The sequence below is a fragment of the Mesorhizobium sp. Root102 genome (assembly GCF_001425625.1).
GTDB lineage: Bacteria > Pseudomonadota > Alphaproteobacteria > Rhizobiales > Rhizobiaceae > Mesorhizobium.
The window spans coordinates 363,424-386,917 of the sequence record NZ_LMCP01000023.1 but is presented as its reverse complement, the minus strand read 5'-3'; the positions used below and the strand labels follow the sequence as shown (position 1 = coordinate 386,917).

Annotated in this window: 26 protein-coding genes; 15 read left to right on the top strand and 11 right to left on the bottom strand. The window is 61.6% G+C overall.

Going from position 1 to position 23,494, the window contains the following annotated elements:
• The first annotated feature begins 37 nt into the window (after window positions 1–37).
• The gene (murJ, locus tag ASD12_RS20450; RefSeq protein WP_056590051.1) at window positions 38–1,636 is read left to right on the top strand and encodes a murein biosynthesis integral membrane protein MurJ; all 1,599 of its coding nucleotides are present in this window, start codon (window positions 38–40) and stop codon (window positions 1,634–1,636) included.
• Here the strand turns inward: murJ and ASD12_RS20445 are convergent.
• Window positions 1,611–2,015: a type II toxin-antitoxin system VapC family toxin gene (locus tag ASD12_RS20445; protein WP_056590048.1), complete on the bottom strand. Its 405-nt coding sequence runs from the start codon at window positions 2,013–2,015 to the stop codon at window positions 1,611–1,613. The genes murJ and ASD12_RS20445 overlap by 26 nt on opposite strands.
• A complete protein-coding gene (locus ASD12_RS20440) occupies window positions 2,015–2,260 on the bottom strand; it encodes a PSK operon transcription factor (protein ID WP_027142906.1) in 246 nt (81 codons plus the stop codon). Before ASD12_RS20440 ends, ASD12_RS20445 begins: the two co-directional genes overlap by 1 nt.
• A 190-nt stretch (window positions 2,261–2,450) precedes the next feature.
• On the opposite strand from ASD12_RS20440, the gene trpS reads away from it, so the two are divergent.
• From trpS to ASD12_RS20425, 3 genes are all read left to right on the top strand, one after another.
• The gene (trpS, locus tag ASD12_RS20435; RefSeq protein WP_056590045.1) at window positions 2,451–3,518 is read left to right on the top strand and encodes a tryptophan--tRNA ligase; all 1,068 of its coding nucleotides are present in this window, start codon (window positions 2,451–2,453) and stop codon (window positions 3,516–3,518) included.
• A 107-nt stretch (window positions 3,519–3,625) separates the two neighbouring features.
• Window positions 3,626–4,117: a universal stress protein gene (locus ASD12_RS20430; RefSeq protein ID WP_056590042.1), complete on the top strand. Its 492-nt coding sequence runs from the start codon at window positions 3,626–3,628 to the stop codon at window positions 4,115–4,117.
• Window positions 4,118–4,402: 285 nt separating this feature from the next.
• Window positions 4,403–4,972 carry a NifU family protein gene (locus tag ASD12_RS20425; protein ID WP_056590040.1) on the top strand — a complete coding sequence of 190 codons (570 nt, stop codon included), beginning with the start codon at window positions 4,403–4,405 and terminating at the stop codon, window positions 4,970–4,972.
• A 180-nt stretch (window positions 4,973–5,152) separates the two neighbouring features.
• On the opposite strand, the gene ASD12_RS20420 is transcribed toward ASD12_RS20425, so the two are convergent.
• Window positions 5,153–5,770 carry a L,D-transpeptidase gene (locus tag ASD12_RS20420; protein WP_056590197.1) on the bottom strand — a complete coding sequence of 206 codons (618 nt, stop codon included), beginning with the start codon at window positions 5,768–5,770 and terminating at the stop codon, window positions 5,153–5,155.
• 226 nt (window positions 5,771–5,996) lie between these two features.
• Between ASD12_RS20420 and cueR the strand changes: the two genes are divergently transcribed.
• The gene (cueR, locus tag ASD12_RS20415) at window positions 5,997–6,419 is read left to right on the top strand and encodes a Cu(I)-responsive transcriptional regulator (protein ID WP_056590037.1); all 423 of its coding nucleotides are present in this window, start codon (window positions 5,997–5,999) and stop codon (window positions 6,417–6,419) included.
• 172 nt (window positions 6,420–6,591) lie between these two features.
• Entirely contained in the window at window positions 6,592–6,909 is a 318-nt protein-coding gene (locus tag ASD12_RS33305; protein WP_082525553.1) for a protamine-2 (modular protein), read from the top strand.
• A gap of 680 nt (window positions 6,910–7,589) precedes the next feature.
• On the opposite strand, the gene ASD12_RS35070 is transcribed toward ASD12_RS33305, so the two are convergent.
• Window positions 7,590–7,793, bottom strand: a complete 204-nt coding sequence (locus ASD12_RS35070; protein ID WP_156388911.1) for a hypothetical protein — start codon at window positions 7,791–7,793, stop codon at window positions 7,590–7,592.
• Window positions 7,794–7,945: 152 nt separating this feature from the next.
• On the opposite strand from ASD12_RS35070, the gene ASD12_RS20400 reads away from it, so the two are divergent.
• The 3 genes from ASD12_RS20400 (at window position 7,946) to ASD12_RS20385 (ending at window position 10,140) form a co-directional block, all read left to right on the top strand.
• Window positions 7,946–8,893 (top strand): IS1595 family transposase, encoded by a 948-nt coding sequence (locus tag ASD12_RS20400; protein WP_056590027.1) that lies wholly within the window; start codon window positions 7,946–7,948, stop codon window positions 8,891–8,893.
• Window positions 8,894–9,122: 229 nt separating this feature from the next.
• A complete protein-coding gene (locus tag ASD12_RS20395; protein ID WP_056590024.1) occupies window positions 9,123–9,656 on the top strand; it encodes a Panacea domain-containing protein in 534 nt (177 codons plus the stop codon).
• 244 nt (window positions 9,657–9,900) lie between these two features.
• On the top strand, window positions 9,901–10,140 hold the full coding sequence (locus tag ASD12_RS20385; protein WP_244482912.1) for a hypothetical protein: 240 nt from the start codon (window positions 9,901–9,903) through the stop codon (window positions 10,138–10,140).
• On the opposite strand, the gene ASD12_RS20380 is transcribed toward ASD12_RS20385, so the two are convergent.
• Window positions 10,141–11,064 carry a hypothetical protein gene (locus ASD12_RS20380; protein ID WP_056590017.1) on the bottom strand — a complete coding sequence of 308 codons (924 nt, stop codon included), beginning with the start codon at window positions 11,062–11,064 and terminating at the stop codon, window positions 10,141–10,143.
• Between the two features lie 165 nt (window positions 11,065–11,229).
• On the bottom strand, window positions 11,230–11,478 hold the full coding sequence (locus ASD12_RS20375; RefSeq protein ID WP_056590014.1) for a hypothetical protein: 249 nt from the start codon (window positions 11,476–11,478) through the stop codon (window positions 11,230–11,232).
• Window positions 11,479–11,681: 203 nt separating this feature from the next.
• Here ASD12_RS20375 and ASD12_RS20370 point away from each other — a divergent pair, with 203 nt between their 5' ends.
• A complete protein-coding gene (locus tag ASD12_RS20370) occupies window positions 11,682–12,182 on the top strand; it encodes an MmcB family DNA repair protein (RefSeq protein ID WP_056590194.1) in 501 nt (166 codons plus the stop codon).
• A 9-nt stretch (window positions 12,183–12,191) separates the two neighbouring features.
• On the opposite strand, the gene nhaA is transcribed toward ASD12_RS20370, so the two are convergent.
• The 5 genes from nhaA to ASD12_RS20345 form a co-directional block, all read right to left on the bottom strand.
• Window positions 12,192–13,388 carry a Na+/H+ antiporter NhaA gene (nhaA, locus tag ASD12_RS20365; protein ID WP_056590191.1) on the bottom strand — a complete coding sequence of 399 codons (1,197 nt, stop codon included), beginning with the start codon at window positions 13,386–13,388 and terminating at the stop codon, window positions 12,192–12,194.
• A gap of 60 nt (window positions 13,389–13,448) precedes the next feature.
• Window positions 13,449–14,012 carry an ActR/PrrA/RegA family redox response regulator transcription factor gene (locus tag ASD12_RS20360; protein ID WP_056590011.1) on the bottom strand — a complete coding sequence of 188 codons (564 nt, stop codon included), beginning with the start codon at window positions 14,010–14,012 and terminating at the stop codon, window positions 13,449–13,451.
• A gap of 85 nt (window positions 14,013–14,097) precedes the next feature.
• A complete protein-coding gene (locus ASD12_RS20355; protein WP_056590008.1) occupies window positions 14,098–15,429 on the bottom strand; it encodes an ActS/PrrB/RegB family redox-sensitive histidine kinase in 1,332 nt (443 codons plus the stop codon).
• 118 nt (window positions 15,430–15,547) lie between these two features.
• Window positions 15,548–18,007, bottom strand: coding sequence for an ATP-dependent helicase HrpB (gene hrpB / locus ASD12_RS20350; RefSeq protein WP_056590005.1), 2,460 nt, complete (start codon window positions 18,005–18,007; stop codon window positions 15,548–15,550).
• Window positions 18,008–18,063: 56 nt separating this feature from the next.
• Window positions 18,064–18,954: a DMT family transporter gene (locus ASD12_RS20345; RefSeq protein ID WP_056590002.1), complete on the bottom strand. Its 891-nt coding sequence runs from the start codon at window positions 18,952–18,954 to the stop codon at window positions 18,064–18,066.
• Window positions 18,955–18,982: 28 nt separating this feature from the next.
• Here ASD12_RS20345 and ASD12_RS20340 point away from each other — a divergent pair, with 28 nt between their 5' ends.
• The 5 genes from ASD12_RS20340 to ASD12_RS20320 all read left to right on the top strand — a co-directional run bounded on the left by ASD12_RS20340 (window position 18,983) and on the right by ASD12_RS20320 (window position 23,494).
• Window positions 18,983–19,672, top strand: a complete 690-nt coding sequence (locus ASD12_RS20340) for a PIG-L deacetylase family protein (protein ID WP_056589999.1) — start codon at window positions 18,983–18,985, stop codon at window positions 19,670–19,672.
• Between the two features lie 284 nt (window positions 19,673–19,956).
• A complete protein-coding gene (locus ASD12_RS20335; protein ID WP_056589996.1) occupies window positions 19,957–21,288 on the top strand; it encodes an ABC transporter substrate-binding protein in 1,332 nt (443 codons plus the stop codon).
• A 108-nt stretch (window positions 21,289–21,396) separates the two neighbouring features.
• A complete protein-coding gene (locus tag ASD12_RS20330; RefSeq protein ID WP_056589993.1) occupies window positions 21,397–22,344 on the top strand; it encodes a sugar ABC transporter permease in 948 nt (315 codons plus the stop codon).
• Window positions 22,341–23,291 carry a carbohydrate ABC transporter permease gene (locus ASD12_RS20325; protein WP_056589989.1) on the top strand — a complete coding sequence of 317 codons (951 nt, stop codon included), beginning with the start codon at window positions 22,341–22,343 and terminating at the stop codon, window positions 23,289–23,291. The genes ASD12_RS20330 and ASD12_RS20325 overlap by 4 nt, the downstream gene beginning before the upstream one ends.
• Window positions 23,288–23,494: a hypothetical protein gene (locus ASD12_RS20320; RefSeq protein WP_056589986.1), complete on the top strand. Its 207-nt coding sequence runs from the start codon at window positions 23,288–23,290 to the stop codon at window positions 23,492–23,494. Before ASD12_RS20325 ends, ASD12_RS20320 begins: the two co-directional genes overlap by 4 nt.

The window sequence follows — 23,494 nt, the reverse complement described above, 5'->3', positions numbered from 1 at the left end:
TCACTTTGTCCTTATCCTGTAGGCAGTCTCCAAACGCATGAGCCTCGTCAAGAAATTCGCAACGGTTGCCTCCGGCACGCTGATGAGCCGCGCGCTTGGTTTCGGCCGCGAGATGCTGATGGCGGCCGCACTCGGCACCGGACCGGTCGCCGACGCCTTCAACGCCGCCTTCCAGTTTCCCAACACCTTTCGCCGGCTGTTCGCCGAGGGCGCCTTCAACGCCGCCTTCGTGCCGCTGTTCGCCAAGGAGATCGAGACCCACGGTACCGACGGTGCCAAGCGCTTCTCCGAGGAAGTGTTCGGCGTGCTGTTCACGGCGCTGCTGGCGCTGACCATCGTCATGGAACTGGCGATGCCGCTGATCGTGCGCTACCTGGTGGCGCCGGGTTTTGCCGGCACGCCGGGGAAATTCGACACCACGGTGACGCTGGCGACGATCATGTTCCCCTATCTGATCTGCATGTCGCTGGGCGCCATGATGGCGGGCATGCTGAATTCGCTGCGCCGCTATTTCGCCGCCGCCGTGGCGCCGGTGTTCCTCAACGTCATCCTGATCGGCGTGCTCGCCTATGCCTGGTACAAGGGCTCGGACGCACTCACAGTCGGCTACGGCCTGTCCTGGGGCGTGCTTGCCGCCGGACTGGTGCAGCTGGCGATCGTCTGGGTGGCGGTGCGCCATGCCGGCATCTCGATCGGCTTCCGCCGTCCAAAAATGACGCCCGCGGTCAAGCGGCTGCTGGTCCTGGCGCTGCCGGCGGCGATCACCGGCGGCATCACCCAGATCAACCAGTTGATCGGCACGGCGATCGCCTCGGCGCAGAACAGTGCGGTGTCCTCGCTCGCCTATGCCGACCGCATCTACCAGCTGCCGCTCGGCGTGGTCGGCGTCGCGGTCGCAATCGTGCTGTTGCCCGAACTGTCGCGGGCACTGAAGTCGGGCAATCTGATCGAAGCGGCCAATCTGCAGAACCGCTCGGTCGAATTCACGCTGTTCCTGACGCTACCGGCAGCCGCCGCACTCTGGGTGATGTCGGAGCCGATCGTGCGGCTGGTCTATGAGCGCGGCGCGTTTGCCGCCAACGGTTCGACACCGACAGTTGCGGCGATCCTGGCGATCTTCGGCCTCGGCCTGCCGGCCTTCGTGCTGATCAAGGCGTTCACGCCGGGTTACTTCGCCCGCGAGGACACGCGCACGCCGATGATCTTTGCCGCCATCTCGGTGGCGGTAAACGTCACCACGGCGCTGACGCTGTTTCCACGGATGGGCGCGCCCGGCATTGCGGTGGCCTCGGCAGTGGCCGGCTGGGTCAACGCGCTGATGCTGCTCGGCGTCTTGATTCGGCGCGGCCATTGGGGCCGCGACGTGCCGCTGATGAAACGCATTCCACGTCTGGTGCTGTCGGCGGTGGTGATGGGAACGGCCCTCTATTTCGCCGAACACTGGTTCGCCGTCAGGCTCGGCCCGGGCTCGCCGCTAGTCGTCAAAGCGACGGCGCTGCTGTCGCTGGTTGCCGGCGGAGCGCTGCTCTACTTCATCACCGCGTTTGCCACTGGCGGCGCCGACTTCGGCATGATCCGGCGCAATATCGGGCGAAAGGGCACGCCGCCTATCAAGGAACAGTCTCCAGATCCGTAAGCCGAAATTCGTCCGCCGTCGAAAGCATCGGAACGCCATAGTAGCGCGCGCAAGCGTAGTGAAAACAGTCGGCCAAGTTCAGGCGGATAGCGTTGTTGCGAAACCGCGACGCGGCCTCGGCGGACAGAGATGTTGCATCGGAGGCTGGCGGAAGCTCCCGCAAGGCAATTGCCCGCTCTTCGAGAAAACGACTGACTATCTTCAGGCTTACGTCGACCGGTATGGCCAGCTTTTCCGATCGCGAAAGCGCCATTGCTGCTTCCCAAACGGCGATCGCCGACGTGAAGGGAGCCGACGCTTCCATGACCGCCTGCGCGCAGCGCTGGGCTTCGGCCTCGTGGCTCAGCATCGCGACGATAGCGGCTGCGTCTACAAACATCAGTCTTCGCCGGACAGTTCGTCGTAGACCGAGCGCGGCAACGGATTGCGCGCCTGCTCGCTTAGCTCAATCCCAAACTCGGCCCGTAACCGAGCCGCCGTCTCCAGCGGCGTCTCGCGGTTGCGCCGGCGCTCAAGTGCCTCACGCATGGCGATCACGATCGCCTCGGTGATGCCTACCCCCTCGACCTTGGCGAAGGCGCGCGTCAGGCTGTCCGCCTCCTTGTTGTTGATGTTGATCGTCATCTCACAGCCCTGTCTTACCAGAAATGTAGCAGACAACATGTAGCAAGCTACATAACAATGTCAACATCCGCGTAGACCCTTTTGACGTTCCGGGAGTCTCTTGATCCTCTCCACGCCTTCGTCCATAAGCGCGCCGTCGTAAGACTTTCGCCGCGCGCGAAACGGCCCTCCACAAGCCATGAGGACAATCATGACCGCCTTCAAGCCACTCGTCTTTTCCGGTGTCCAGCCGACCGGCAATCTGCATCTCGGCAACTATCTCGGCGCCATCAAGAAATTCGTCGCCCTGCAGGACACGTCCGACTGCATCTATTGCGTCGTCGACCTGCATTCGCTCACGGCACAACTCGTTTACGAAGACCTCGCCGACCAGACGCGGTCGATCACCGCGGCGTTCCTGGCCTCGGGCATCGACCCGAAGAAGCACATCGTCTTCAACCAGTCGCGGGTCATGCAGCATGCGGAGCTAGCCTGGATTTTCAATTGCGTTGCGCGCATCGGCTGGATGAACCGCATGACGCAGTTCAAGGACAAGGCCGGCAAGGACCGCGAGAACGCGTCGCTCGGCCTACTAGCCTATCCCTCCCTGATGGCTGCCGACATTCTGCTCTATCGTGCCACCCACGTCCCGGTGGGTGAGGACCAGAAGCAGCATCTGGAGCTGACCCGCGACATCGCGCAGAAGTTCAACAACGACTTCTCCGACCGCATCGCCGCCCTTGGCGTCGGTGTCGAGATGCAGGTCGGCGAAGAGACCGTGAACGGCTATTTCCCGCTGACCGAACCAGTCATCGGCGGACCGGCGGCGCGCATCATGTCGCTGCGCGACGGTTCCAAGAAGATGTCGAAGTCGGACCCATCGGATCTCTCGCGCATCAACCTGACCGACGACGCCGATGCCATCTCGAAGAAGATCCGCAAGGCCAAGACCGACCCGGAAGCGCTGCCGAGCGAGCTGGACGGTCTGGCCAACCGGCCCGAGGCGGAAAACCTGGTCGGTATCTATGCGGGTCTCGCCGAGATGTCGAAGGCGGATGTGCTGAAGGCGTTCGCCGGCCAGCAGTTCTCGGTGTTCAAGCCGGCGCTGGCCGACCTTGCCGTGGAAAAGCTGGCGCCGATCGCCAGCGAGATGCGCCGCATCCAAGGCGATCGCGCCTATGTCGACGCCGTGCTCAAGGACGGTGGCGAACGTGCCAGCGTGCTGGCCGAAGCGACAATGAAGACGGTGCGCGACATCATCGGGCTGCTGCAGGGCTGATCCCCAACGTCGGGTGCACTGCACCAACACTGGCACAAGGCCGGGCGGCTTGCCGCCGGTCCGCCGCAGTGGCAGATTGCGGCCGAAATAGCATCGAGTAGATAGACATGGTCTCCAAACGCCTCAGCCGCGAAGCCGGCCATCGCCGTAAATTCCTGGCGATCATCGACGATACGCCGGAGTGTGAACGCGCCGTCGCCTACGCCTCGAAGCGGGCGCAGAGCACCAGCGGCACGCTGGTGCTGCTTTATGTCATCGAGCCGGATGATTTCCAGCACTGGCTGGGCGTCGAGAAGATCATGCGCGAGGAGGCAACCGCCACGGCGCGGGCAGCACTCGACACCTATGCCAACAAGGTACGCCAGAAGCTTGGCATCGAGCCTGAAATGGTGGTGCGCGAAGGCAAGCCGACGGAAGAGATCCACAAATTGATCGAGGAAGACCAGGACATCGCCATCCTGGTGCTGGCCGCCGGCGCGGGCAAGGAAGGCCCCGGGCCGCTGGTCGGCGCCGTGGCCGGCAAGGGCGCCGCCTTCCCGATCCCGGTGACCGTCGTGCCGCAGAACCTGTCCGACGAGGAGATCGACAGCCTGGCCTGAGGTGTATTGATCTTCAGGCGATGCCGGCCTGCAAATGGCGGTGTCCTGCGCTTCCGGTGCTCACGTACCAAAGTACGCTCCGCTCCGGTTCTCGGACACCACCATTTCGACTCGGCCTGACCTGAAATCTCGACACACCTCAACGCACCTCAAAGTGTGGTAAGAGCCGAAAAAACATTCCGCCAGCCAGCCGTTACGGCGATGCGTTTCGCTTGAATGTCCAGCCAATAGAGCCTATTTAGAATTATTCCAAACTAGCTGCCCGAAATGGGCACGGAGATGGCCATGTTCATCCAGACCGAATCGACGCCAAACCCGGCGACGCTGAAATTCCTGCCCGGCAAGGAAGTGCTTCTGGAAGGCACTGCTGATTTCCGCGATGCTGACAGCGCCGCTGTTGCCTCGCCGCTGGCTGGCCGGCTGTTCGAGATTGCCGGCGTCACCGGTGTTTTCTTTGGCTATGACTTCATCACCGTGACCAAGGACGGCCCCGACTGGCAGCATCTGAAGCCGGCGATCCTCGGCGCCATCATGGAGCATTTCATGACAGGCGCGCCTGTCATGGCCAAGGCCGGCCCGGCCGCAGAGACCAGTCAGACCGGCGAGTTCTACGACAAGGCCGACGAGGAACTGGTCATTACCATCAAGGAACTGCTTGACACGCGGGTGCGCCCGGCGGTCGCCCAGGATGGCGGCGACATCACCTTCCGTGGCTTCGAGAACGGCACGGTGTTCCTGCACATGAAGGGCGCCTGCGCCGGCTGCCCGTCATCGACGGCGACGCTGAAGCACGGCATCCAGAACCTTCTGCGCCACTTCGTGCCTGAGGTGCAGCAGGTCGAACAGGTCTCCTGATCGTTCAGCTTGCCGTCTTGCCGGCTAACAAATTCCATCGCAAACAACAAAAAACCGGGCCGAATTGCCCGGTTTTCTGTTTGGGACGTCCGTTGTTGCCTAGACGGTCCGCGTACGAAAGCTGCCTCTATCTGATCATGGTTTTCCCGAGAACCGGTACCGGTTTTTCGGCATCATGATCTAAAGAACAATGACTTTGGCGCCGACCGAGGCGCGGTCATAGAGGTCGATAATGTCCTGATTCATCAGGCGGATGCAGCCTGACGACATTGCCTTGCCGATCGAATTCCATTCCGGGCTGCCATGCAGGCGATAGCCCGAATCACCGCCCTTGTTGAACAGGTACATGGCGCGCGCGCCGAGCGGGTTCTTCAGGCCAGGCTCCATGCCGCCGGCAAACTTTTCCAGTTCGGGCTGGCGCTGGATCATCTGCCTCGGCGGCGTCCAGGTCGGCCATTCGCGCTTCAGCGCTATATGGGCGGTGCCATGCCACTCGAAACCCTCGCGACCGACGCCGATGCCGTAGCGAATTGCCCTGCCGTCACCCTCGACGAAGTAGAGAAACTTGTTCTGCGTGTCGACGATGATGGTGCCCGGCTTTTCCGGGCTGTCGTAATTCACTTCCTGCCGATGGTACTTCATCGGCACCTTCTCGATCGGGATGCGCGGCAGCTGGTAACCGGCGTCGGTGACCGCGCCATAGTCGTTGGAGAAGATCTGCGAGCCGATGGTACTGCAACCGGCGATAGCAGTGGAGAGCGCCAGTGCGGCGACGATTGCAAACGACTTCATGCGCATCAGGTGATCCGGTGCCCCGCCCCAACTTCGGCGGCACGAGTCGGCCGCTTTCTCGCCGATATTCATGCTGGCATTTGCTTTGCTTGCCAAGCGCGCGATGCCTATATGCCTGTGTTGACGCGCGGGTAAGCGTATCACTATGGCATTTCGGCAACAGCCCTCACAGGATTGTGAAGGAAATTCAAGGGGCAAGCCCACGGGCCCCTGAGAATCGAGGAGAATCCCAATGAACGTCGGTGACGCCGCCCACCGCTCCGGCCTGCCGGCCAAGACCATCCGCTACTATGAAGAGATCGGCCTGATCGCCCCGACGCGCGCCGCCAACGGCTACCGCGACTATTCCGGAGACGACATCCACCGGCTGGCCTTTCTGCGCCGCGCGCGCAATCTCGGCTTTTCCATCGACGATTGCCGCCAGTTGATGGCGCTCTACCAGGACCGCGGCCGCGCCAGCCACGACGTGCGCGAGATCGCCGCCGCCCATGTCACGGCGATCGAGGAGAAGGTGCGCGAACTGCAGTCGATGCGCTCTACCCTGCAGAAACTGATCCATGCCTGCCACGGCGACGAAAGGCCGGACTGTCCGATCCTTGATGACATGGCGGGCGCGGCGTTGCTCGACGACAAGGCCGCTTCAGCGAGACCCTAGGAAGAAACTGCTGAATGCCGGTCGGGACAACGGGGCCGGTGGCAGCGAACGATCTAAAGAAGCCCCCACCACAGCCGGCACGCGGTTCAATCGAATTTTCTTTTGCATCTAGGCGCGTCAATCTGCCGCTCTATGTCTTCCTTGTCGCAATGATCAACGATGGAGGTTTGGCATGGATCGGCGATTGTTTCTGACTGGAATGCTTGGGCTGGCAGGGGCTGCGACCGTGGTCGCCATCGTGCGTCCTGCCACTGCGTTGGCCGGCATCCCGAATTCGGGACCCGGCATTCTCGATGAACTCGACAAACCGTCCGACGATATCCTCGACCAGGATGGTTCTGATGTCCAAGACGGCATCGAGCTCGTGCGGCATCGCAGGTGGCACCGCCGCCGCCGCCGCCGCGTGTGGAGACGGGTTTGCCGTCGCTATTGGCGCAACGGTTACTGGCACCGCAGATGTTTCCGTAGATCTTTTTGGATCCGCTTCTGACGAGAGTCGGCAAACGCGAGGGCCTCGGCATCCGCCGGGAGTCTTCGCTGTTGCTGTCGGCAAGAATTCCAACCTGGCAAAAAAGGCCCGCCACCGTCGGGCAGCGGGCAGGTTCTGGAGTGCCAGGGGATCAACCCAGCATTGGGTCAACGAGCGGGCCATGGGTTGGTTGCAAAAGCACACGGGACTCGTAAGGCAAGGCGATAGGTCACTACGCCACGATAGCCAATATATGATGATTGACTAAAGTGCGGAACATCCAACAAACATTTGTGGAACCTTTACAGGCCCCTCAGACCTTTGCGTGCGCTTTGCAAGACTTTAGTCCCACCGTCTTATATTTAGGAGCGCAAGTTGCAGCACCGCATAAAGACCGTCCGCCTTCTACGGCTGGGTAGGGACTTCAGTCTCAATTGAGCAATCTCTAATGTATCTATAGCTTAGGCAATGCGGGGGACTATCCAAAAACCTAATCCCGCGATGGCCGGTGCCCACTCAACCCCTAGCATACCCAAGCACCGGCCATCCTTTTGGGCATATGTTGTGATTGGCTGACACAACGGACGTCCAAGGGACATTCGCGGAACTAAAGCGGTTACGTCAGACCTTGGTTGGTAACGCGCAAGATTTTCGTCCTGCTGCCCTATATTTAATAAATGGAGGTTCATCAGCGCGACACATCAAGTCGATTCGCGCTGACGATCTCTTTGTTTTTCGAGGAACTGCTTGGCGTGTTCCGCCCAATCAGCCGCCGTGACTTTGTGTTCCTGAACGGACGTTCTGAAAGCCTTGCGCAGCGCGTCAAGGTCGAAGGCCCACAGTTGTTGGCCCTCGGTGCTGTTTGATTTTGCGTCGCCCGTTCCCATGGAAGCGACGGTATGCACCGCAAGTTCAATCTTTCAAGGATCAATGGCTGACTTCTTTTGGGTATATCCGGGTATGTCAACCAGATAATCGCCTGCATAAAGGCGATTATATCGTTGACAAACCAAGCGGCACAAGGTAGAAAGATTCCAACAACTTAGGAACTTTCGCCATGTCTGTTCTCTCCCGCCCTCACTTCCGCGACGAAGCCGCAGCTTTCGAGCATGTCGAGGGTATGCTTTGGCCGTATGGCCCGGTCTGCCATCACTGCGGTTCGATGGAAAAGCCGTACAAGCTGGTAGGCGTCCGCACCAAGGCTTCGAAGAAGAACCCGAATGGTATCGAGCGCCACGGCCTCTATAAGTGCCGCGACTGCAAAGGCCAGTTCACTGTCCGCATGGGCACTGTCTTGGAAGAAAGTCACTTGCCGCTGACCATCTGGCTACAGGCTATCCATCTCATGTGTTCGTCCAAGAAGGGTATCAGCGCCCATCAGCTGCACCGCACCTTGGAAATCACCTACAAGGCGGCTTGGTTTCTGGCGCACCGCATTCGTGAAGCCATGCGCTCTGGCGACTTCTCGCCCATGGGCGGCAACGGCAAGACCGTGGAAGTTGACGAGACGTACATTGGCCGTCTCGCTGGTACCCCTGTGAAGCGTGGCGGCGGCGCTCACAAGAACTCTGTCGTTACGCTTGTCGAGCGTGGTGGCCGCGCCCGTTCCTTCCACGTCGATACCGCCCGCATTGGCACGGTCATGCCGATCGTTCGCGCCAACATCGCTAAGGAAAGCGCGCTGATGACTGACGAGGCTGGCATGTATCGCCGCGTTGGCCAGGAATTCGCTTCGCACGATGTCGTCACGCATTCCAAGGACGAATACGTTCGCTACGAAGGCGAAAAGACCGTCCATACGAACACCGTGGAAGGCTTCTACAGCATCTTTAAGCGCGGCATGAAGGGCGTTTACCAGCATTGCGGCGAACAGCACCTGCACCGCTACCTTGCTGAGTTCGACTTCCGCTATTCGAACCGTTCGGCCATGGGTATTGAAGATAACGTGCGGTCGCTCATCGCCTTGAAGGGTGCCGCAGGCAAGCGCCTGACCTATAGGGCGTGAGTTGACGCTCGTAAGGGATTTCGCAGGAAACCAATTCAATTAGGTCTGGAACTTTTTAGGAACAAAAAAAGGCGCAAAAGCTCAAGTGATTGAAAATTAATGACAAAAGTCTCTTTATAGACTCGGATTGGCGCCCATAGTGCAAACTTGCCCCATTGTCAAGCACCCTCTATATATGCGTTAACGGATTCGCCCTTAAAATGAGGGCGAAGAATCACAGGAGGTTGTCATGGCGACCGCAAAATTTAAGGCGCTTGTACACTTCATTGTGCATGAGTGCAGAGAACATCCGGGCCGGCTCGGGGCGATCCGCCTCAATAAGGCCCTTTGGTACACGGACGTCATGTCATACAAAATGAATGGCGTGTCTGTGACAGGAGAATCTTACGTCAAGCGCAAGAAGGGACCGGTGCCGGCTCAAATTTTGGCCACGCTTCGGGAATTGAAGAATGAGGGCAAGATACTCATTCAAGAGCCGGAATTTCTCTACGATGCACGCAAGTTCATTTCGTTGGCAAACCCAAGTGTGGAAACTCTTTCGGAAGATGACCGGATATTGGCGAAGTCAATATTGGATTCTGTGTGTGGCGTAACAGCCAACGCTATAAGCGAAATGACCCATGACGTTATTTGGGATGCCGCTGCCGAAGGTGAAGAGATTCCGCTTTACGCGACCCTCGCGTCCGAACTAGGAGAGGTCACGGAAGATGTGAAGTCTTGGGCTGCTTCTATGACAGCCGAAGTGGAAGCAGTGGCGGCATAACAAATGGCTTCATGGCCTACCTATCGCACCGTGGTGCTAGACAAGCGCGCACAGGACTTCGTGGATGAGCATTCTGTGCCGGGGAATCGGTTTGAAGACCAATGGCACGGCATCGAATGGCTGATTTGTAGGAAGCCAGAAAAGGGCCTACCTCGCCACCCCCAAGAGCCATCCAAGTTTTTGCTCCTAGTGGTGACTGGGTACGACTTAGCCGGCACGAAAGAGGTTTGGGTGTTGTACTCCTATGACGACAGCGATGTCGTCGTTCATGCGGTTACCTTCGCCCCAAACAAGCCAGAAACCGATGAATGACACTAAGCGGAAAAAGCAAACAGACCTGTCAAAAGACAGACAGTTCCAGAAGTTTGTCGAGAAGGCGCGCGAACTGGAAACCGACGAGTCAGAGGAAGCCTTTGACCGCGTGTTGAAGAAGGTGGTGAAGTCGCCGCCGCCAAAGGACAAGCCGAAAGCGGCGGCGAAGTAGCTACTTTTTGCCGCCAATTTTCTTTGGCTCGTACAGCGCCGCAATCTGTTCCGCGTGATCCAAGCCGCCTGACAAAACATTTGCCTTCCTTAAGATATAGGCCGGGTATTTGGTCGGCAGATATTCATGCCGAAACCACCGCCTGAACTCACCCAGCGCGCTGTCAGGATATGCCCATGGCAATTGCGGGTTGCTCGCCGACTGCGGGTAGTACCGTGGGTAGTTATGCTCGAACTTAATGCGTTCGGCGTGGTCGTCACGAAGTCCGCTGTCTTCCCAATGTTTGCTCCAGCACTTGCCCACACTGATATCAGGAATCGACTTGTCGTTAACGGGTAAGCCGGCCCGAATTAGGTCAACCACCATACCAGTGGTTTCCTTGAAGACGATGAAATGGCCATCCGGCGAACTGTCTTGGAGGATCGACACGCGGTCATTAAAATAGACCCACTTATCGGTCGGCGAATACCCAAGGGCGTCATAAATGTACTGATTAAGGCCGTACCTGGCCAGCTTGCGGAAGTTCAAAAGGGCGGTGTCATTCGTCCTTTGGGCCTCGAAGGCGAAGAACTCAATGAAGGCCATGCAAACGAGTTCGGGATAAGCGTAATGGGTAGAGCCATTGTGCTGGATCTCCATAAAGAGCGTCGGCTCGTCGTACCCTGCTTGCCTGAGGTAGTCGGAAAAATAGAGAGAACGGCCGCGCTGGAGATCGAGGCCGAAGTTGTCTTCCCATTCCTTGGTGATCTCTTGGATGGTTGACCGGGCCGCGCCACAGATTGCAGAAAGGCCGCGTTGCGTGAGATAGGCCATGCCATTTTCAAGCACACCCATTTCGATGCCGTTGACGTCTTTTTCAACCTCGATTCCGAGGTCGAGGGGAAGCTGTTTATAGGTGGCCGGAAGTCGAGGTGAATTTGCCATTAACCCATTGATCCCGCTGATGAACAGGGTGGCCGGTCTTTTCCTTAGCCGCAACCCTTGATTCGAGTCACGTAAGGTAACACAACTATAGCGATTCCTAATACAGGAGCTTTACTTATCCCCGGAGCTGAACGGGTCGGCCATTCCCCTACGGCTGGGTAGCGCTTACAGCCGTTGCCTGAGTGCAGAAACGAAAGCTGCCGCCGCATCGTCTGGCGCGGCCTTCACCATGGCTAACGCCAATTCTTCGAAGCTGTCGGCTTCGATATGGACGGCCCATTCGGTGCCCCGTTGCTTCAAATCGCCGGTCTCAAAATCTATCGCCACAACAGGACCGAGCCGGCGAACCCTGCCATCAACCGCGTCACTTACTTTCTTTGCCTGCCTACCCCTACGAACACAGGTGATGCCCATTTCCAGAACCCCCTCCCATTCAAGCCGAATAGCGCAAGCGGCCGCGCCTTTTGGAAGGGCGGGCCTACCGCGCTAGCTTTAAAGACATTTCGGTCATTCAGCGGATAGAGCAAGAGTCCGTGATTTGGCTGGGTTTGTCAAAGACATAAACCCCTGCATAAAACAGGTTCAAACCGTGAACAAAATCTGGCATGGTGCCTGTCATGCCGATCATCTCCCCCATCCCGATCAATCCGCTCATCGACGGTCGCCAGTCCGAACGCGCCATGCTGGTGCGGCGCGGCGTGCAGCGGCTGCTGATGGACATGGGCGCGCATGTGCTGCCCGAGCTGTCGCTGGCCACCGGCCGCCGCGCCGACCTCGTCGCGCTGACCCGGCAGGGTGATATCTGGATCATCGAGATCAAATCCTCGATCGAGGATTTCCGGGTCGACCGCAAATGGCCGGACTACCGGCTGCACTCCGACCGCTTCTTCTTCGCCACCCATCCCGGCGTACCCTCCGAGATCTTTCCGGAGGAGTGCGGCTTCATCCTCTCCGACGGCTACGGCGCCGAGATCCTGCGCGATGCGCCCGAACACCGCATGGCGGCGGCAACGCGCAAGGCGCTGATGCTGCGGATCGCGCGGGCCGGTGCCTCTCGGCTGCTGGCGGCGGAACTTGCCGGTGTGTCGGTGCCGGCGCTGGAGGGTGAAAGCGAGTAGGTTTTCGCCTTACTCTTCGCTCTCTTCCACCCCACCAACCGGCGGCGCCATCAAAAGCACGGCAGCCCCCAGGATGGCGGCGATGAAGGAGCCGGCGAGGATGCCGACCTTGACCGCGTCCTGCAACGCCACATCACTGGCGAAGGCGAGCAGACCGATGAACAGGCTCATGGTGAAGCCGATGCCGCACAGCAGCGAGATGCCGATCATATGCGACCAGCCGGCATTGGCGGGCAGGTCGGCAAGACCGAACCGGATGGCAAGTGCCGAGGAGCCGAACACGCCGACCAGCTTGCCTATAACCAGGCCGGCGGCGACACCCAGCGTCAGCGGCTCGATCAGCGCGCCAAAGCTCAGGCCGGCAAGCGAAACGCCGGCATTGGCAAAGCCGAAGATCGGAATGACGACAAAGGCCACTATCTTGTGCAAGCCGTGCTCGAGCCGATGCAGCGGCGAATGGTCGAGATCGTGGCCGATCCCGGCGGAGCGCTCGAGCGGGATGGTCAGCGCCAACGCCACGCCGGCAAGCGTGGCATGGACGCCGGATTTCAGCACCAGCACCCACAGGATGACGCCCAGCACGAGATAAGGCACCAGCGTCATCACCCGCATGCGGTTGAGCACGACAAGCGCGGCAATGACGGCGAAGGCAGCACCCAGATAGGCGAGCGAAAGGCCGCTGGTGTAGAAGATGGCGATGATGATGACGGCGCCGAGGTCATCGATGATGGCAAGCGCGGTCAGGAACACCTTTAGCGAAGCCGGCACGCGGCTGCCGAGCAGCGACAGCACACCGAGCGCGAAGGCGATGTCGGTGGCGGTCGGGATGGCCCAGCCGGACAGTGCCGCCGCGTTGTTGCGGTTGATGGCGACATAGACGAGTGCCGGCACCACCATGCCGCCGGCCGCGGCGATGCCGGGCAGGACGCGGCGCGGCCAGGTGGAAAGCTGGCCGTCCAGCATCTCACGCTTGATCTCCAGCCCGACGAGCAGGAAGAACACCGCCATCAGCCCATCATTGACCCAATGCGACACGCTGAGCGGGCCGAGATAGGCGTGGAGCGCGGAGAAATAGGTTTCGGCCAGCGGCGAATTGGCGACGATCAGGGCAAGGGCGGCGGCCACCATCAGGATAATGCCGCCGGCCGCTTCGCTCTCGAGAAATTCGCGGAAGACGGAAACCGGCCGCTGCTTCAAGTCCTGCATGTCGCCTCCGTCATGCCGCCTGTCGGCCGGCGTCATTGCGCAAGATGCGCAAGTCGCGCCTCAGCGCGGCGCGCGCTTGGCCAGTATCCGCTGCAAGGTGCGGCGATGCATATTGAGCCGGCGCGCCGTCTCGGAGACATTGCGCTCGCACATTTCATAGACGCGCTGGATATGCTCCCAGCGGACGCGGTCGGCCGACATCGGGTTTTCGGGAGGCGCCGCGCGCTCACCGGCGGTGCGCGTGAGTGCGGCGAAGATATCGTCGGCGTCGGCGGGCTTGGAGAGATAATCGACAGCACCGAGCTTCACCGCCGTCACCGCGGTGGCGATGTTGCCGTAGCCGGTCAGGATGATGGTGCGGGAATCCTGACGCTTTTCGCGGATGGCCGCGACCACGTCGAGGCCGTTGCCGTCGCCGAGCCGCATGTCCACCACGGCATAGGCGGGCGGATTGGCGCGCGCCTTGGCAACCGCCTCCTCGACGTTCTCGGCCGTCTCGACCACGAAGCCCCTGGTTTCCATGGCGCGGGCCAGACGCGTGAGGAACGGCTTGTCGTCATCGACGATGAGCAGCGAGGTGTCCTCGCCTTCAACCATTGCGCCAATATTTTCGTCGCCTGTCATAGTCTCAAAATTCCTGCTGCCTTAATTTTACGCAGATATAGTTCCTGAACCTCATTGTCCAATTTTTAGAGCTCCTTCAAGGCTCTCAGGCGGTATCGAACATGCTGGCCGAAGTGATTTCCGGATTGAGAAACACACCGCGCGGCCACGATATCTGTACCACGGCGCCCTCGCCCAGGCCGCTCGAATTGCGGAAATCGAGTGTCGCGCCCGAGCGTTCGAGCAGCGTCTTGGCAATGAACAGGCCGAGCCCCAGGCCGCCGCCGGCTTCATTGCCCTGGCGCGTCGACATATAGGGCTCGCCGATGCGGTCGATGATCTCGGCCGGAAAGCCGGGTCCGTCATCGATGATCGAGAAGGTCACAGAGGCGTCGTCCCAGCTCCAGCGCACGGTGACGCTCTTGCGGGCGAAATCGACGGCGTTCTCGACCAGATTGCCGAGGCCGTAGATGACGCCCGGATTGCGGCGACCGACCGGCTCCGGCCCGATGCGTTCGCCGGGCCGAAGCTTGATCGAAATGCCGAAATCGCGGTGCGGCGCGGTGACCTCCTCGACCAGCGAAGTCAGCGGCAGCCGCGAAAGATGCGCCTCGCCCTCGGAGGACAGGCTGGTCAGCCGCTTGAGGATTTCGCGGCAGCGCTCGCTCTGCGAGCGCAACAGCGTCACGTCTTCCCCGTATTTCGGATCCTTGCCGAGCGCCTTTTCCATCTCCTTGGCGACAAGCGCGATGGTGGCAAGCGGCGTGCCAAGCTCGTGCGCGGCCGCGGCGGCCAGTCCGTCGAGCGCCGAAAGGTGCTGCTCGCGCTGCAGCACCAGCTCGGTGGCGGCAAGCGCATTGGCCAGAAGCCGGGCTTCGGCGGCCACCCGAAAGGCGTATATGGCGGTGAAGGCGATCGAGGACAGCACCGCCATCCACATGCCGGCGACATAGATGAAGGGCATCGCCAGCGGCGCGTCTTCGTGCCATGGCAGCGGCAGATGGACAAAGACCAGAAACGTCGCCGCCGACATCACCAGCCCGCCGAGGATGGCGGTCAGGCGCAGCGGCAGCGATGTCGCCGAAATGACGACAGGCACGGTCATCAGCAGCGAGAACGGATTGGTCAAGCCGCCGGTCATGTAAAGCAGGCCGGCTAGCTGCAGGCTGTCGAAAATGAGGATGCCTAAGGCCGCCAGCGGGGTGAGCCGGTGCGCCGCCGGAAACCGGAAGGCGAGAAACAGGTTCATCCAGGCCGAACAGGCGATCAGCGCGAAGCACAGGCTGACCGGAAACGGAAACTTCAGGCCATAGGCGACGACGAGCACCGTCAGGCTCTGACCGACAATGGCAAGCCAGCGCAACCGGATCAGCGTGTTGAGGCGCAGTCTCTGGCTCTGCTGGAAATCGGGCGAACGCAAAACGTTGATCATGGCCATGGATTACAGCCGTCGGACTGGAAGCGCTAGGTCCCGCTCCAATCCGAGGAATCGGATTGGAGCTCTACTTCTTGTTTGAGCATGATCTTTTCCAAAAACCGGTTCCCACTTTTTGGGATCATGCTCGCGGTTTGGCCCGGGCGGTGGCGGCGGCGAGCAGCGGGTTTTCCGGCCAGACATGCTTGGGATAGCGGCCGCGCATGTCGGCGCGCACATCGGCCCAGGAGCCGCGCCAGAAACCGGGCAGGTCACGCGTCGTCTGGATCGGCCGGTGCGCCGGCGACAGGAGTTCGAGCGTCAGCGGCACGCTGCCATTGGCGATGGCGGGATGCCGGTCGAGGCCGAACAACTCCTGCACGCGAACCGCCAGCACCGGCCATTCGCCGTCATAGCGGATCGGCACATGGCTGCCCGACGGGGCGTCGAAATGGGTTGGCGCCAGCGTATCGATCCTGCGCTGCAGATCATGCGGCACGAGTGTGGCCAATCCGGCCGAGACAACGCCCGCATCGATGGCGGCAAACGATGCCGCGCCGGACAGGAACGGCAGCAGCCAGTCGTCGAGGCGCTCGATGAGGGCGGCATCGGCCATATCGGGCCAGGGCGCGCCGAGGCCGCGATGCAGCCAGCCAAGCCGCTGGCGCAGCGTTTGCGCCTCCTTGCTCCAGGTCAGCAGCGACAGCCCGTGCTCGCGCACCGCATCTGTTATTGCGCGATCGGCGTCAGCGCCGGTTGGCGGCGGCAGCATGCGCTCGGCAAGCGTGATGGCACCCAAGCGCACGGTTTCGCGCACGCGCACGGCGCGCTTGTCGCGATCGAAGCTCGTTTCACGGCGTGTTTCGATCCTGCCTGAAAGCGCGGCGCGGACATCGTGCTCACTGATGGCCGCCGCCGCCGTGATGCGCGCATTCTGTGCCTTGCCCTGCAGGTCGGCGACGACCAGAAAAGGCTCGCCGGCCAGCGCGTCGGCGGCGTCGAGCATGGCGCCTGAGCCATTGGCCAGCACGAAACGGCCGCGCTCGCCGCGCGCCTTGGCCACCCGATCCGGCCAGGCGTGGACGAGAAGCGCGCCGACGGCGGCAGCTTCGCTGCCCTTCGCCCCGCCAGCCTGCCGCGCCAGCCGTTCGGCGAGCTGCTTGGCGGCTGTAGCGCGCGGCGATCTTTCCTGGCGAAAGCGGATCAGCCGTCGCTCCAGATCGGCGCCGTCGCCACCAAGGCCGCGTTCGGTGAGCAGCACGGCAAGCATCGCCGCCGCGAAGGCATGGCCGCTCTTCGCTGCCTCGGCGACCATATGCGCCAACCGCACCGGCAGAGCGAGCTTGCGCATCGCAGCACCCGTATCCGTCAGGCGCCCTGTCTCGTCGATGGCATCCAGCGCGCGCAGCAGCACCCTTGCCTCGTTGAGCGCCGGAGCGGGCGGCGGATCGAGAAAGGCGAGCCCTGCCGGATCGGCAACGCCGAAGGCGGCGCAATCGAGCAGCAGCCCCGACAGGTCGGCCTCGAGGATTTCCGGCGGCGTGAAGGCGGGGAGTGCAGCCGTCTGCTCGGCCCGCCACAACCGGATGGCGATGCCAGCTTGCGTGCGCCCGGCACGGCCGGCGCGCTGGTCGGCGGAAGCCCTGCTGACGCGCACGGTTTCCAGCCGAGTCAAGCCGCTGGCCGGCTCGTAGCGCGGCAGCCGCGACAGGCCGGAATCGATGACCACGCGCACGCCGTCGATGGTGATCGAGGTTTCGGCGATCGAGGTCGCCAGTACCACCTTGCGACGGCCCGACGGCGGCGGCTTGATCGCCGCGTCCTGCGCCTTGGCGTCGAGCATGCCGTAGAGCGGCACGATGTCGGTTTCAGTGCCGACCTTGCCGGCCAGCCGCTCGGCGGTGCGCTCGATCTCGCGCTGACCGGGCAGGAAGGCAAGCACGCCGCCGCTCTCGTCGGCAAGGGCTGCGCGGATCGCCTTGGCCATGGCGTCCTCGATCGTGGTGCCAGCGGAACGCTCGTCATAGCGGATGTCGACAGGGAAGGCGCGGCCTTCGCTTTCGATCACCGGCGCGCCCGACAGCAGTTTGGCGACACGCGCACCGTCGAGCGTCGCCGACATCACCAACACGCGCAGGTCCGGCCGCAGCGCACCCTGCACGTCGAGCGCCAGCGCGAGACCAAAATCGCCATCGAGCGAACGCTCGTGGAATTCGTCGAAAATGACAGCCGAGATTCCAGGCAGTTCGGGATCGTCGAGGATCATGCGCGCCAGAACGCCTTCGGTGACGACCAGTATCCTGGTCTTTGCCGAGGTGCGGTTTTCCATGCGCATGGCATAGCCAACGGTGGTGCCGGGCTCCTCGCCCAACAATTCGGCCATGCGGCGGGCGGCGGCGCGGGCGGCGAGCCGGCGCGGTTCGAGCAGCACGATCTTGCCGGCACCCAGCCAGGACGCGTCGAGCAGCGCCAGCGGCACCAGCGTCGTCTTGCCGGCGCCGGGCGGCGCCACCAGCACGGCGCTGTTGCCATGGCCGAGCGCTTCGCTCAGCGCCGGCAGCACGGCGGATACCGGAAGCTCCGGCAGGGGTTTTGTGGTCATCGCGTCCGCATATCAGCGGTGGTGGTGGCCGTGCAACTTATCGCACCAACGCCAATTCAAAGCCGGGTGCGCGAAAACGGGTTCCAGCGCACCGTGCCCAACCGCGCTTCCTCGCGCACCATGGTCAGCAGGCCGGCTCCACCGACGACCGCCAGGCCGACCAGCGACAGCCCGTCCGGATATTCCTGGAAGAACAGCGCGCCGAGGATCACCGCCCAGACGATCTGCGAATAATGCGTCGGCGCGACCCGGTTGGCGGGTGCGTATTTCATGGCCAGCAGCTGCAGGAATTGTCCGCCTGCCGTGAAGGCTCCGGCCATCGCCAGCCACAGCAACTGTGTTCCGCTGGGAACGGTGAATGCGGTGGCGGCGGCGCCGATGCCGTTGAACAACAGGCCGTAGCCGACGAGCACGCCCAGCATGGTGGTGCGCTTTTCCTGCTGCGCCAGCGAGCGCATCAGGATGACGCTGGTGGCAGCGAGGAAGGCAACGCCGAAAGCGGCAAGGTGACCGAGATTGAGTTCGCGAAAGCCCGGCCGCACCACCAGCATGACGCCGGCAAAACCGGCAACCACCGCCAGCCAACGCCAGAGGCCGACCTTCTCTTTAAGGATCACCGTGGAGAGGATGGTGACGCAGAGCGGCGCCAGGAAGATCAGCGCATAGGACTCGGCCAGCGGAATGGTGGTGAAGGCGTAGACGCTGAGCACGCCGGAAGCGATACCCGCCCAGGCACGCGCCTGCACCGCCCAGGGCCGCCTGGTGCGCCAGAAATCACGCCAGCGCTCGCCCGCCGGGCGCGTGAAGAAGAGAAAACAGCCCGCAAACAGCGTCGTGAAGAAGCCTATCTCGAAGACCGTGAATTGTCCGCCCAGACTTTTGACAACGGCATCGCTGCCCGAATAGCTTGCGTAGGCGATCAGGGCGAGCAGGATACCGTTCGTCACGTTGTTCCATTTCCGGGGAGAGAGTGGTTTGAAAATCCTGGCGCTCGGTGCGCACCCGGACGACATCGAGATCTTCATGTTCGGTACGATGGCCGCCTATGCCGCGCAAGGCGCAGAACTCACTTTTGCCATAGCCACGGATGGTGCCAGGGGCGGCAAGAGTGATCCCGCTGTTCTCGCCCGCGTCCGTCGCGAGGAAGCAACGGCCGCGGCCGCGCTGCTCGGGGCGGCGCCGCGCTTCCTCGACTTTCCCGACGGCGAACTGGTGGCCGATGCAGCGCTGATCGGGGCGCTGAAAGAGCTGATTCGCGAGACCGGACCAGATCTGGCGATCACGCATGCGCCAAACGACTATCACGCCGATCATCGCGCGCTGTCGGACGGCGTGCGCATCGCGGCGTCGTTCGGGGTTCCGGTGCTGCATGCCGACACGATGGGCGGCACCGGTTTTTCTCCGACGCACTATGTCGACATTTCCGCCCATGCCAAGATCAAGGCGAAAGCGATCCGCATGCATCAGTCACAGGATCCGGAGCGCTTCGTCGACGGCGCGCGAACGCAAAACCTCTTTCGCGCCGGCCAGTGCAACGGCGTTCAAGGCTCGTTGGCCGAAGCCTTCCGCTTCGAACCGACGTTCCCCTTCGCCGACATCCGCGCGCTGCTGCCGCCGGCGCCGCCGATCCGCAAGGTCATGGTGAGCACCAAACGAGTCGGCTGAGAGCCGCTACGATTTTGCAGCCGGGTCGGAACGAGCCCGCACGGCTTCGATAGGGGGCGGATCCGACTCGTGATCCGCACTTTTCCCAACGTTTTCCGAGACCGATGCAAGCATGCTGCGGCGCAGCAACGAATTCGCTTGCCTTGTTTAGTAAAAATTGCATCACTAAACAAATTACTAAACATCTGCGGTGCTGTCGCGCCGCCATGTTTGGGCCCCTGAGGAGAGGGGTTGAGGGCTCTTGAAACCGTCATCCGGGCGCGTTTCGCAAATGGGAGGAAGGCATGAAATCGAGCTTGAAACTGGCGTTGGGACTGACCTCGGCGATAACCGCGTCGACAGCTGCCTCGAACGTCGCGCACGCTGAAGACCTGACGCTGTGCTGGGCCGCCTGGGACCCGGCAAACGCGCTTGTCGAACTGTCCAAGGATTTTACCAAGGAAACCGGCATCGGCATGAAATTCGAATTCGTGCCGTGGACCAACTATGCCGACCGTTTCCTCAACGAGCTGAACTCGCACGGCAAGCTGTGCGACCTGATCATCGGCGACAGCCAGTGGATCGGCGGCGCCGCCGAGAACGGCCATTATGTCAAGCTGAACGACTTCTTCGACAAGGAGAAGATCAGCATGGACGATTTCGTGCCGGCAACCGTCGTCGGTTATTCGGAATGGCCGAAGAACACCCCGAACTACTGGGCGCTGCCGGCCATGGGCGACGTCGTCGGCTGGACCTATCGCAAGGACTGGTTCTCCAAGCCGGAGCTGCAGAAGGAATTCAAGGAGAAGTATGGCTGGGATCTCGGCCCGCCGACCACCTTCGACCAGCTGAAACAGGTCGCCGAGTTCTTCCAGAAGCGCGAGATCGACGGCAAGACCGTCTATGGCGCCTCGATCTACACCGAGCGCGGCTCGGAAGGCATCACCATGGGCGCCATGGACGTGCTCTACAGCTATGGCTTCCAGTACGAGAACCCCAAGAAGCCCTATGAAATGGAAGGCTTCGTCAATTCCGACAAGTCGGTGAAGGGCCTGGAATTCTACAAGGCGCTCTATGATTGCTGCACGCCGCCGGGCGCTTCGAACAGCTACATGGGCGAAGGTGTCGATGCCTTCAAATCCGGCCAGGTGGCGATGCACATGAACTTCGCCTTCACATGGCCGGGCCTGCAGAAGGACGAGAATGTCGGCGGCGACAAGATCGGCTACTTCGTCAACCCGAAGGGTCCGGACGGCGACCAGTTCGCCCAGCTCGGCGGCCAGGGTATCTCGGTGGTGTCCTATTCCGACAAGCAGGAATCGGCGCTGAAATACATCAAATGGTTCGCCAACAAGGACGTGCAGGCCAAGTGGTGGTCGCTCGGCGGTTATTCCTGCCTCAACGCCGTGGTCAAGGATCCGACCTTCCCGGCCAGCCAGCCCTACGCGCAGACCTTCCTCGATTCGATGGCCATCGTGAAGGACTTCTGGGCCGAGCCGAGCTACGCGCCGCTGCTGCAGGCCTCGCAGAAGCGCTTCCACGACTATGTCGTCGCCGGCCAGGGTTCGGCCAAGGATGCGCTGGACGGCCTGGTCAAGGACTGGACGCAGGTCTTCCAGGATGACGGCAAGATGTAACCGGCTCCTCCCGAGCTAGACCCAAGCGTCCCGTGCCGCCTTGGCACGGGACGCGGTTCAGATAAATTCCATGACAGAGACGACCAAGTGACCGAAGCAGGACTCACCATGCTCAATCGGACCGCGGAGAACGTTGCCCGGGCGACCCCGGAACCGTTGGCCCGCAAGGTCCGGGGCATCAGCGACAAGGGCCTCGCCTGGCTGTTCATCTCGCCGACGATCCTGTTGCTGCTGGCCATCAACATCTTCCCGCTGTTCTGGGCGATCTATCTGTCGTTCACCAACTACCGCGCCAACCGGCCGAACGAAGTGGTAAAAAATCTCGGCTTTGCCAACTACCAGCGCATCCTTGGCGACAAGGATATCTGGATCGCCATGCAGACGACGGCGCATTTCGTGTTCTGGACCATCCTGTTGCAGACGCTGATCGGCTTCACGCTGGCCTGGCTGATCGACAGGAAGTTCCGCGGCCACGCCTTCTGGACGACGCTGATCCTGGTGCCGATGATGCTGTCGCCGGCGGTGGTCGGCAATTTCTGGCGCTTCCTCTACGAACCGCAGATCGGCCTGTTCGCCTACGCGATTTCCTTCTTCACCAGGATTCCGCCGACCGATATCCAGATGCTCTCCAACGTCTCGCTGGCGCCGTGGTCGATCATCATCGTCGATACATGGATGTGGACGCCTTACGTGATGCTGATCTGCCTCGCGGGCTTACGCTCCATCCCCGAATACATCTACGAGGCGGCCGAGGTCGACCGCGCCTCGAACTGGCGGCAGTTCTGGTCGATCACGCTGCCTATGGCGCTGCCCTTCATCATGCTGGCGGTGCTGTTTCGCGGCATCGAGAACTTCAAGATGTTCGACATGGTCAATCTGTTGACCGGCGGCGGGCCGGGCTCGACCACCGAGGTCGCCTCGATCACGCTGAAGCGCCAGGCTTTTGAGAGCTGGCGCACCGGCTATTCCTCGGCCTTCGCCATCATCCTGTTCGTCGCGGTGTTTGGTCTAGCCAACATCTACGTCAAGGCGCTCAACAAGGTGAAGCAGAGATGAGCCTGACCACAGCCCATTCGGTCGTCGCACCCTCGGCCAACTCGAAGCGCATCGCCGGAACGATCATCGTGCTCTACGCGCTGATCTCGATCGTGCCGCTGCTGTGGATCTTCGCCACCAGCTTCAAGACGCCGCCGGATTCGATTGCCTATCCGCCCAAGATCCTGTTTCAGCCTAGTCTCGAAGGCTACTGCAATTTGTTCACGACGCGGACGCGGCAGACGCCGGACTATATCAACTCGCTGGGACCGGCGACGGGCTTCTGCGACGAGACCACGCGCAAGCGCAACATGGTGATCGCCGGCCCCTCCAACTTCCTGCCGCGCTTCGTCAATTCGCTGATCATCGCCTTCGGCTCGACCTTCTGCGCCGTCTTCCTCGGCACGCTGTCGGCCTACGGCTTCTCGCGCTTCAAGGTGCCGCTCGCCGACGACCTTCTGTTCTTCATCCTGTCGACGCGCTTCATGCCGCCGATCGCCGTCGCCATTCCGATCTACCTGATGTACCGCGAGCTTGGCCTGTCGGACACCGCGCTTGGCATGATCCTGCTCTATACGGCGGTCAACGTGTCGCTGGCTGTGTGGCTGCTGAAAGGCTTCATCGACGAGATCCCGCGCGAATATGAGGAGGCGGCGATGATCGACGGCTATACGCGGCTGCAGGCCTTCTGGCGCACCGTGCTGCCGCAGGCGACGACCGGCATCGCCGCGACCGCGATCTTCTGCCTGATCTTCGCCTGGAACGAGTATGCCTTCGCGGCGCTTCTGACCTCCGGCACGGCGCAGACCGCGCCGCCCTTCATTCCGACCATCATCGGCGAAGGCGGCCAGGACTGGCCGGCGGTAGCAGCCGGAACGACGATTTTCCTGGTGCCGATCCTGGTCTTCACCATCCTGCTCCGCAAGCAATTGCTGCGCGGTATCACCTTCGGCGCGGTGCGCAAATGAGCTTGATCAACCCCCAGAAACGCAAATCGCGCTGGCCAGCCTGGGCACGGCGCGGCCTGATGGAAAACATCGCCACGGCACTGATCGCCATCGGCTTCCTGATGCTGTTCCAGCCCTTCGCGCTGTCGCTCTACACCTACTCCTTCATCACCATGCTCGCCGGCACCGTGATGTTCATCATCGTCTCCAAGTTCCCGGAATAG

Excerpts from the sequence above, each read along its gene's own strand:
- murJ (WP_056590051.1), top strand. The coding sequence starts at position 38 with ATGAGCCTCGTCAAGAAATTCGCAACGGTTGCCTCCGGCACGCTGATG.
- ASD12_RS20445 (WP_056590048.1), bottom strand. The coding sequence starts at position 2,015 with ATGTTTGTAGACGCAGCCGCTATCGTCGCGATGCTGAGCCACGAGGCC.
- ASD12_RS20440 (WP_027142906.1), bottom strand. The coding sequence starts at position 2,260 with ATGACGATCAACATCAACAACAAGGAGGCGGACAGCCTGACGCGCGCC.
- trpS (WP_056590045.1), top strand. The coding sequence starts at position 2,451 with ATGACCGCCTTCAAGCCACTCGTCTTTTCCGGTGTCCAGCCGACCGGC.
- ASD12_RS20430 (WP_056590042.1), top strand. The coding sequence starts at position 3,626 with ATGGTCTCCAAACGCCTCAGCCGCGAAGCCGGCCATCGCCGTAAATTC.
- ASD12_RS20425 (WP_056590040.1), top strand. The coding sequence starts at position 4,403 with ATGTTCATCCAGACCGAATCGACGCCAAACCCGGCGACGCTGAAATTC.
- ASD12_RS20420 (WP_056590197.1), bottom strand. The coding sequence starts at position 5,770 with ATGCGCATGAAGTCGTTTGCAATCGTCGCCGCACTGGCGCTCTCCACT.
- cueR (WP_056590037.1), top strand. The coding sequence starts at position 5,997 with ATGAACGTCGGTGACGCCGCCCACCGCTCCGGCCTGCCGGCCAAGACC.
- ASD12_RS33305 (WP_082525553.1), top strand. The coding sequence starts at position 6,592 with ATGGATCGGCGATTGTTTCTGACTGGAATGCTTGGGCTGGCAGGGGCT.
- ASD12_RS20400 (WP_056590027.1), top strand. The coding sequence starts at position 7,946 with ATGTCTGTTCTCTCCCGCCCTCACTTCCGCGACGAAGCCGCAGCTTTC.
- ASD12_RS20395 (WP_056590024.1), top strand. The coding sequence starts at position 9,123 with ATGGCGACCGCAAAATTTAAGGCGCTTGTACACTTCATTGTGCATGAG.
- ASD12_RS20385 (WP_244482912.1), top strand. The coding sequence starts at position 9,901 with ATGACGACAGCGATGTCGTCGTTCATGCGGTTACCTTCGCCCCAAACA.
- ASD12_RS20380 (WP_056590017.1), bottom strand. The coding sequence starts at position 11,064 with ATGGCAAATTCACCTCGACTTCCGGCCACCTATAAACAGCTTCCCCTC.
- ASD12_RS20375 (WP_056590014.1), bottom strand. The coding sequence starts at position 11,478 with ATGGGCATCACCTGTGTTCGTAGGGGTAGGCAGGCAAAGAAAGTAAGT.
- ASD12_RS20370 (WP_056590194.1), top strand. The coding sequence starts at position 11,682 with ATGCCGATCATCTCCCCCATCCCGATCAATCCGCTCATCGACGGTCGC.
- nhaA (WP_056590191.1), bottom strand. The coding sequence starts at position 13,388 with ATGCAGGACTTGAAGCAGCGGCCGGTTTCCGTCTTCCGCGAATTTCTC.
- ASD12_RS20360 (WP_056590011.1), bottom strand. The coding sequence starts at position 14,012 with ATGACAGGCGACGAAAATATTGGCGCAATGGTTGAAGGCGAGGACACC.
- ASD12_RS20355 (WP_056590008.1), bottom strand. The coding sequence starts at position 15,429 with ATGGCCATGATCAACGTTTTGCGTTCGCCCGATTTCCAGCAGAGCCAG.
- hrpB (WP_056590005.1), bottom strand. The coding sequence starts at position 18,007 with ATGACCACAAAACCCCTGCCGGAGCTTCCGGTATCCGCCGTGCTGCCG.
- ASD12_RS20335 (WP_056589996.1), top strand. The coding sequence starts at position 19,957 with ATGAAATCGAGCTTGAAACTGGCGTTGGGACTGACCTCGGCGATAACC.
- ASD12_RS20330 (WP_056589993.1), top strand. The coding sequence starts at position 21,397 with ATGCTCAATCGGACCGCGGAGAACGTTGCCCGGGCGACCCCGGAACCG.
- ASD12_RS20325 (WP_056589989.1), top strand. The coding sequence starts at position 22,341 with ATGAGCCTGACCACAGCCCATTCGGTCGTCGCACCCTCGGCCAACTCG.
- ASD12_RS20320 (WP_056589986.1), top strand. The coding sequence starts at position 23,288 with ATGAGCTTGATCAACCCCCAGAAACGCAAATCGCGCTGGCCAGCCTGG.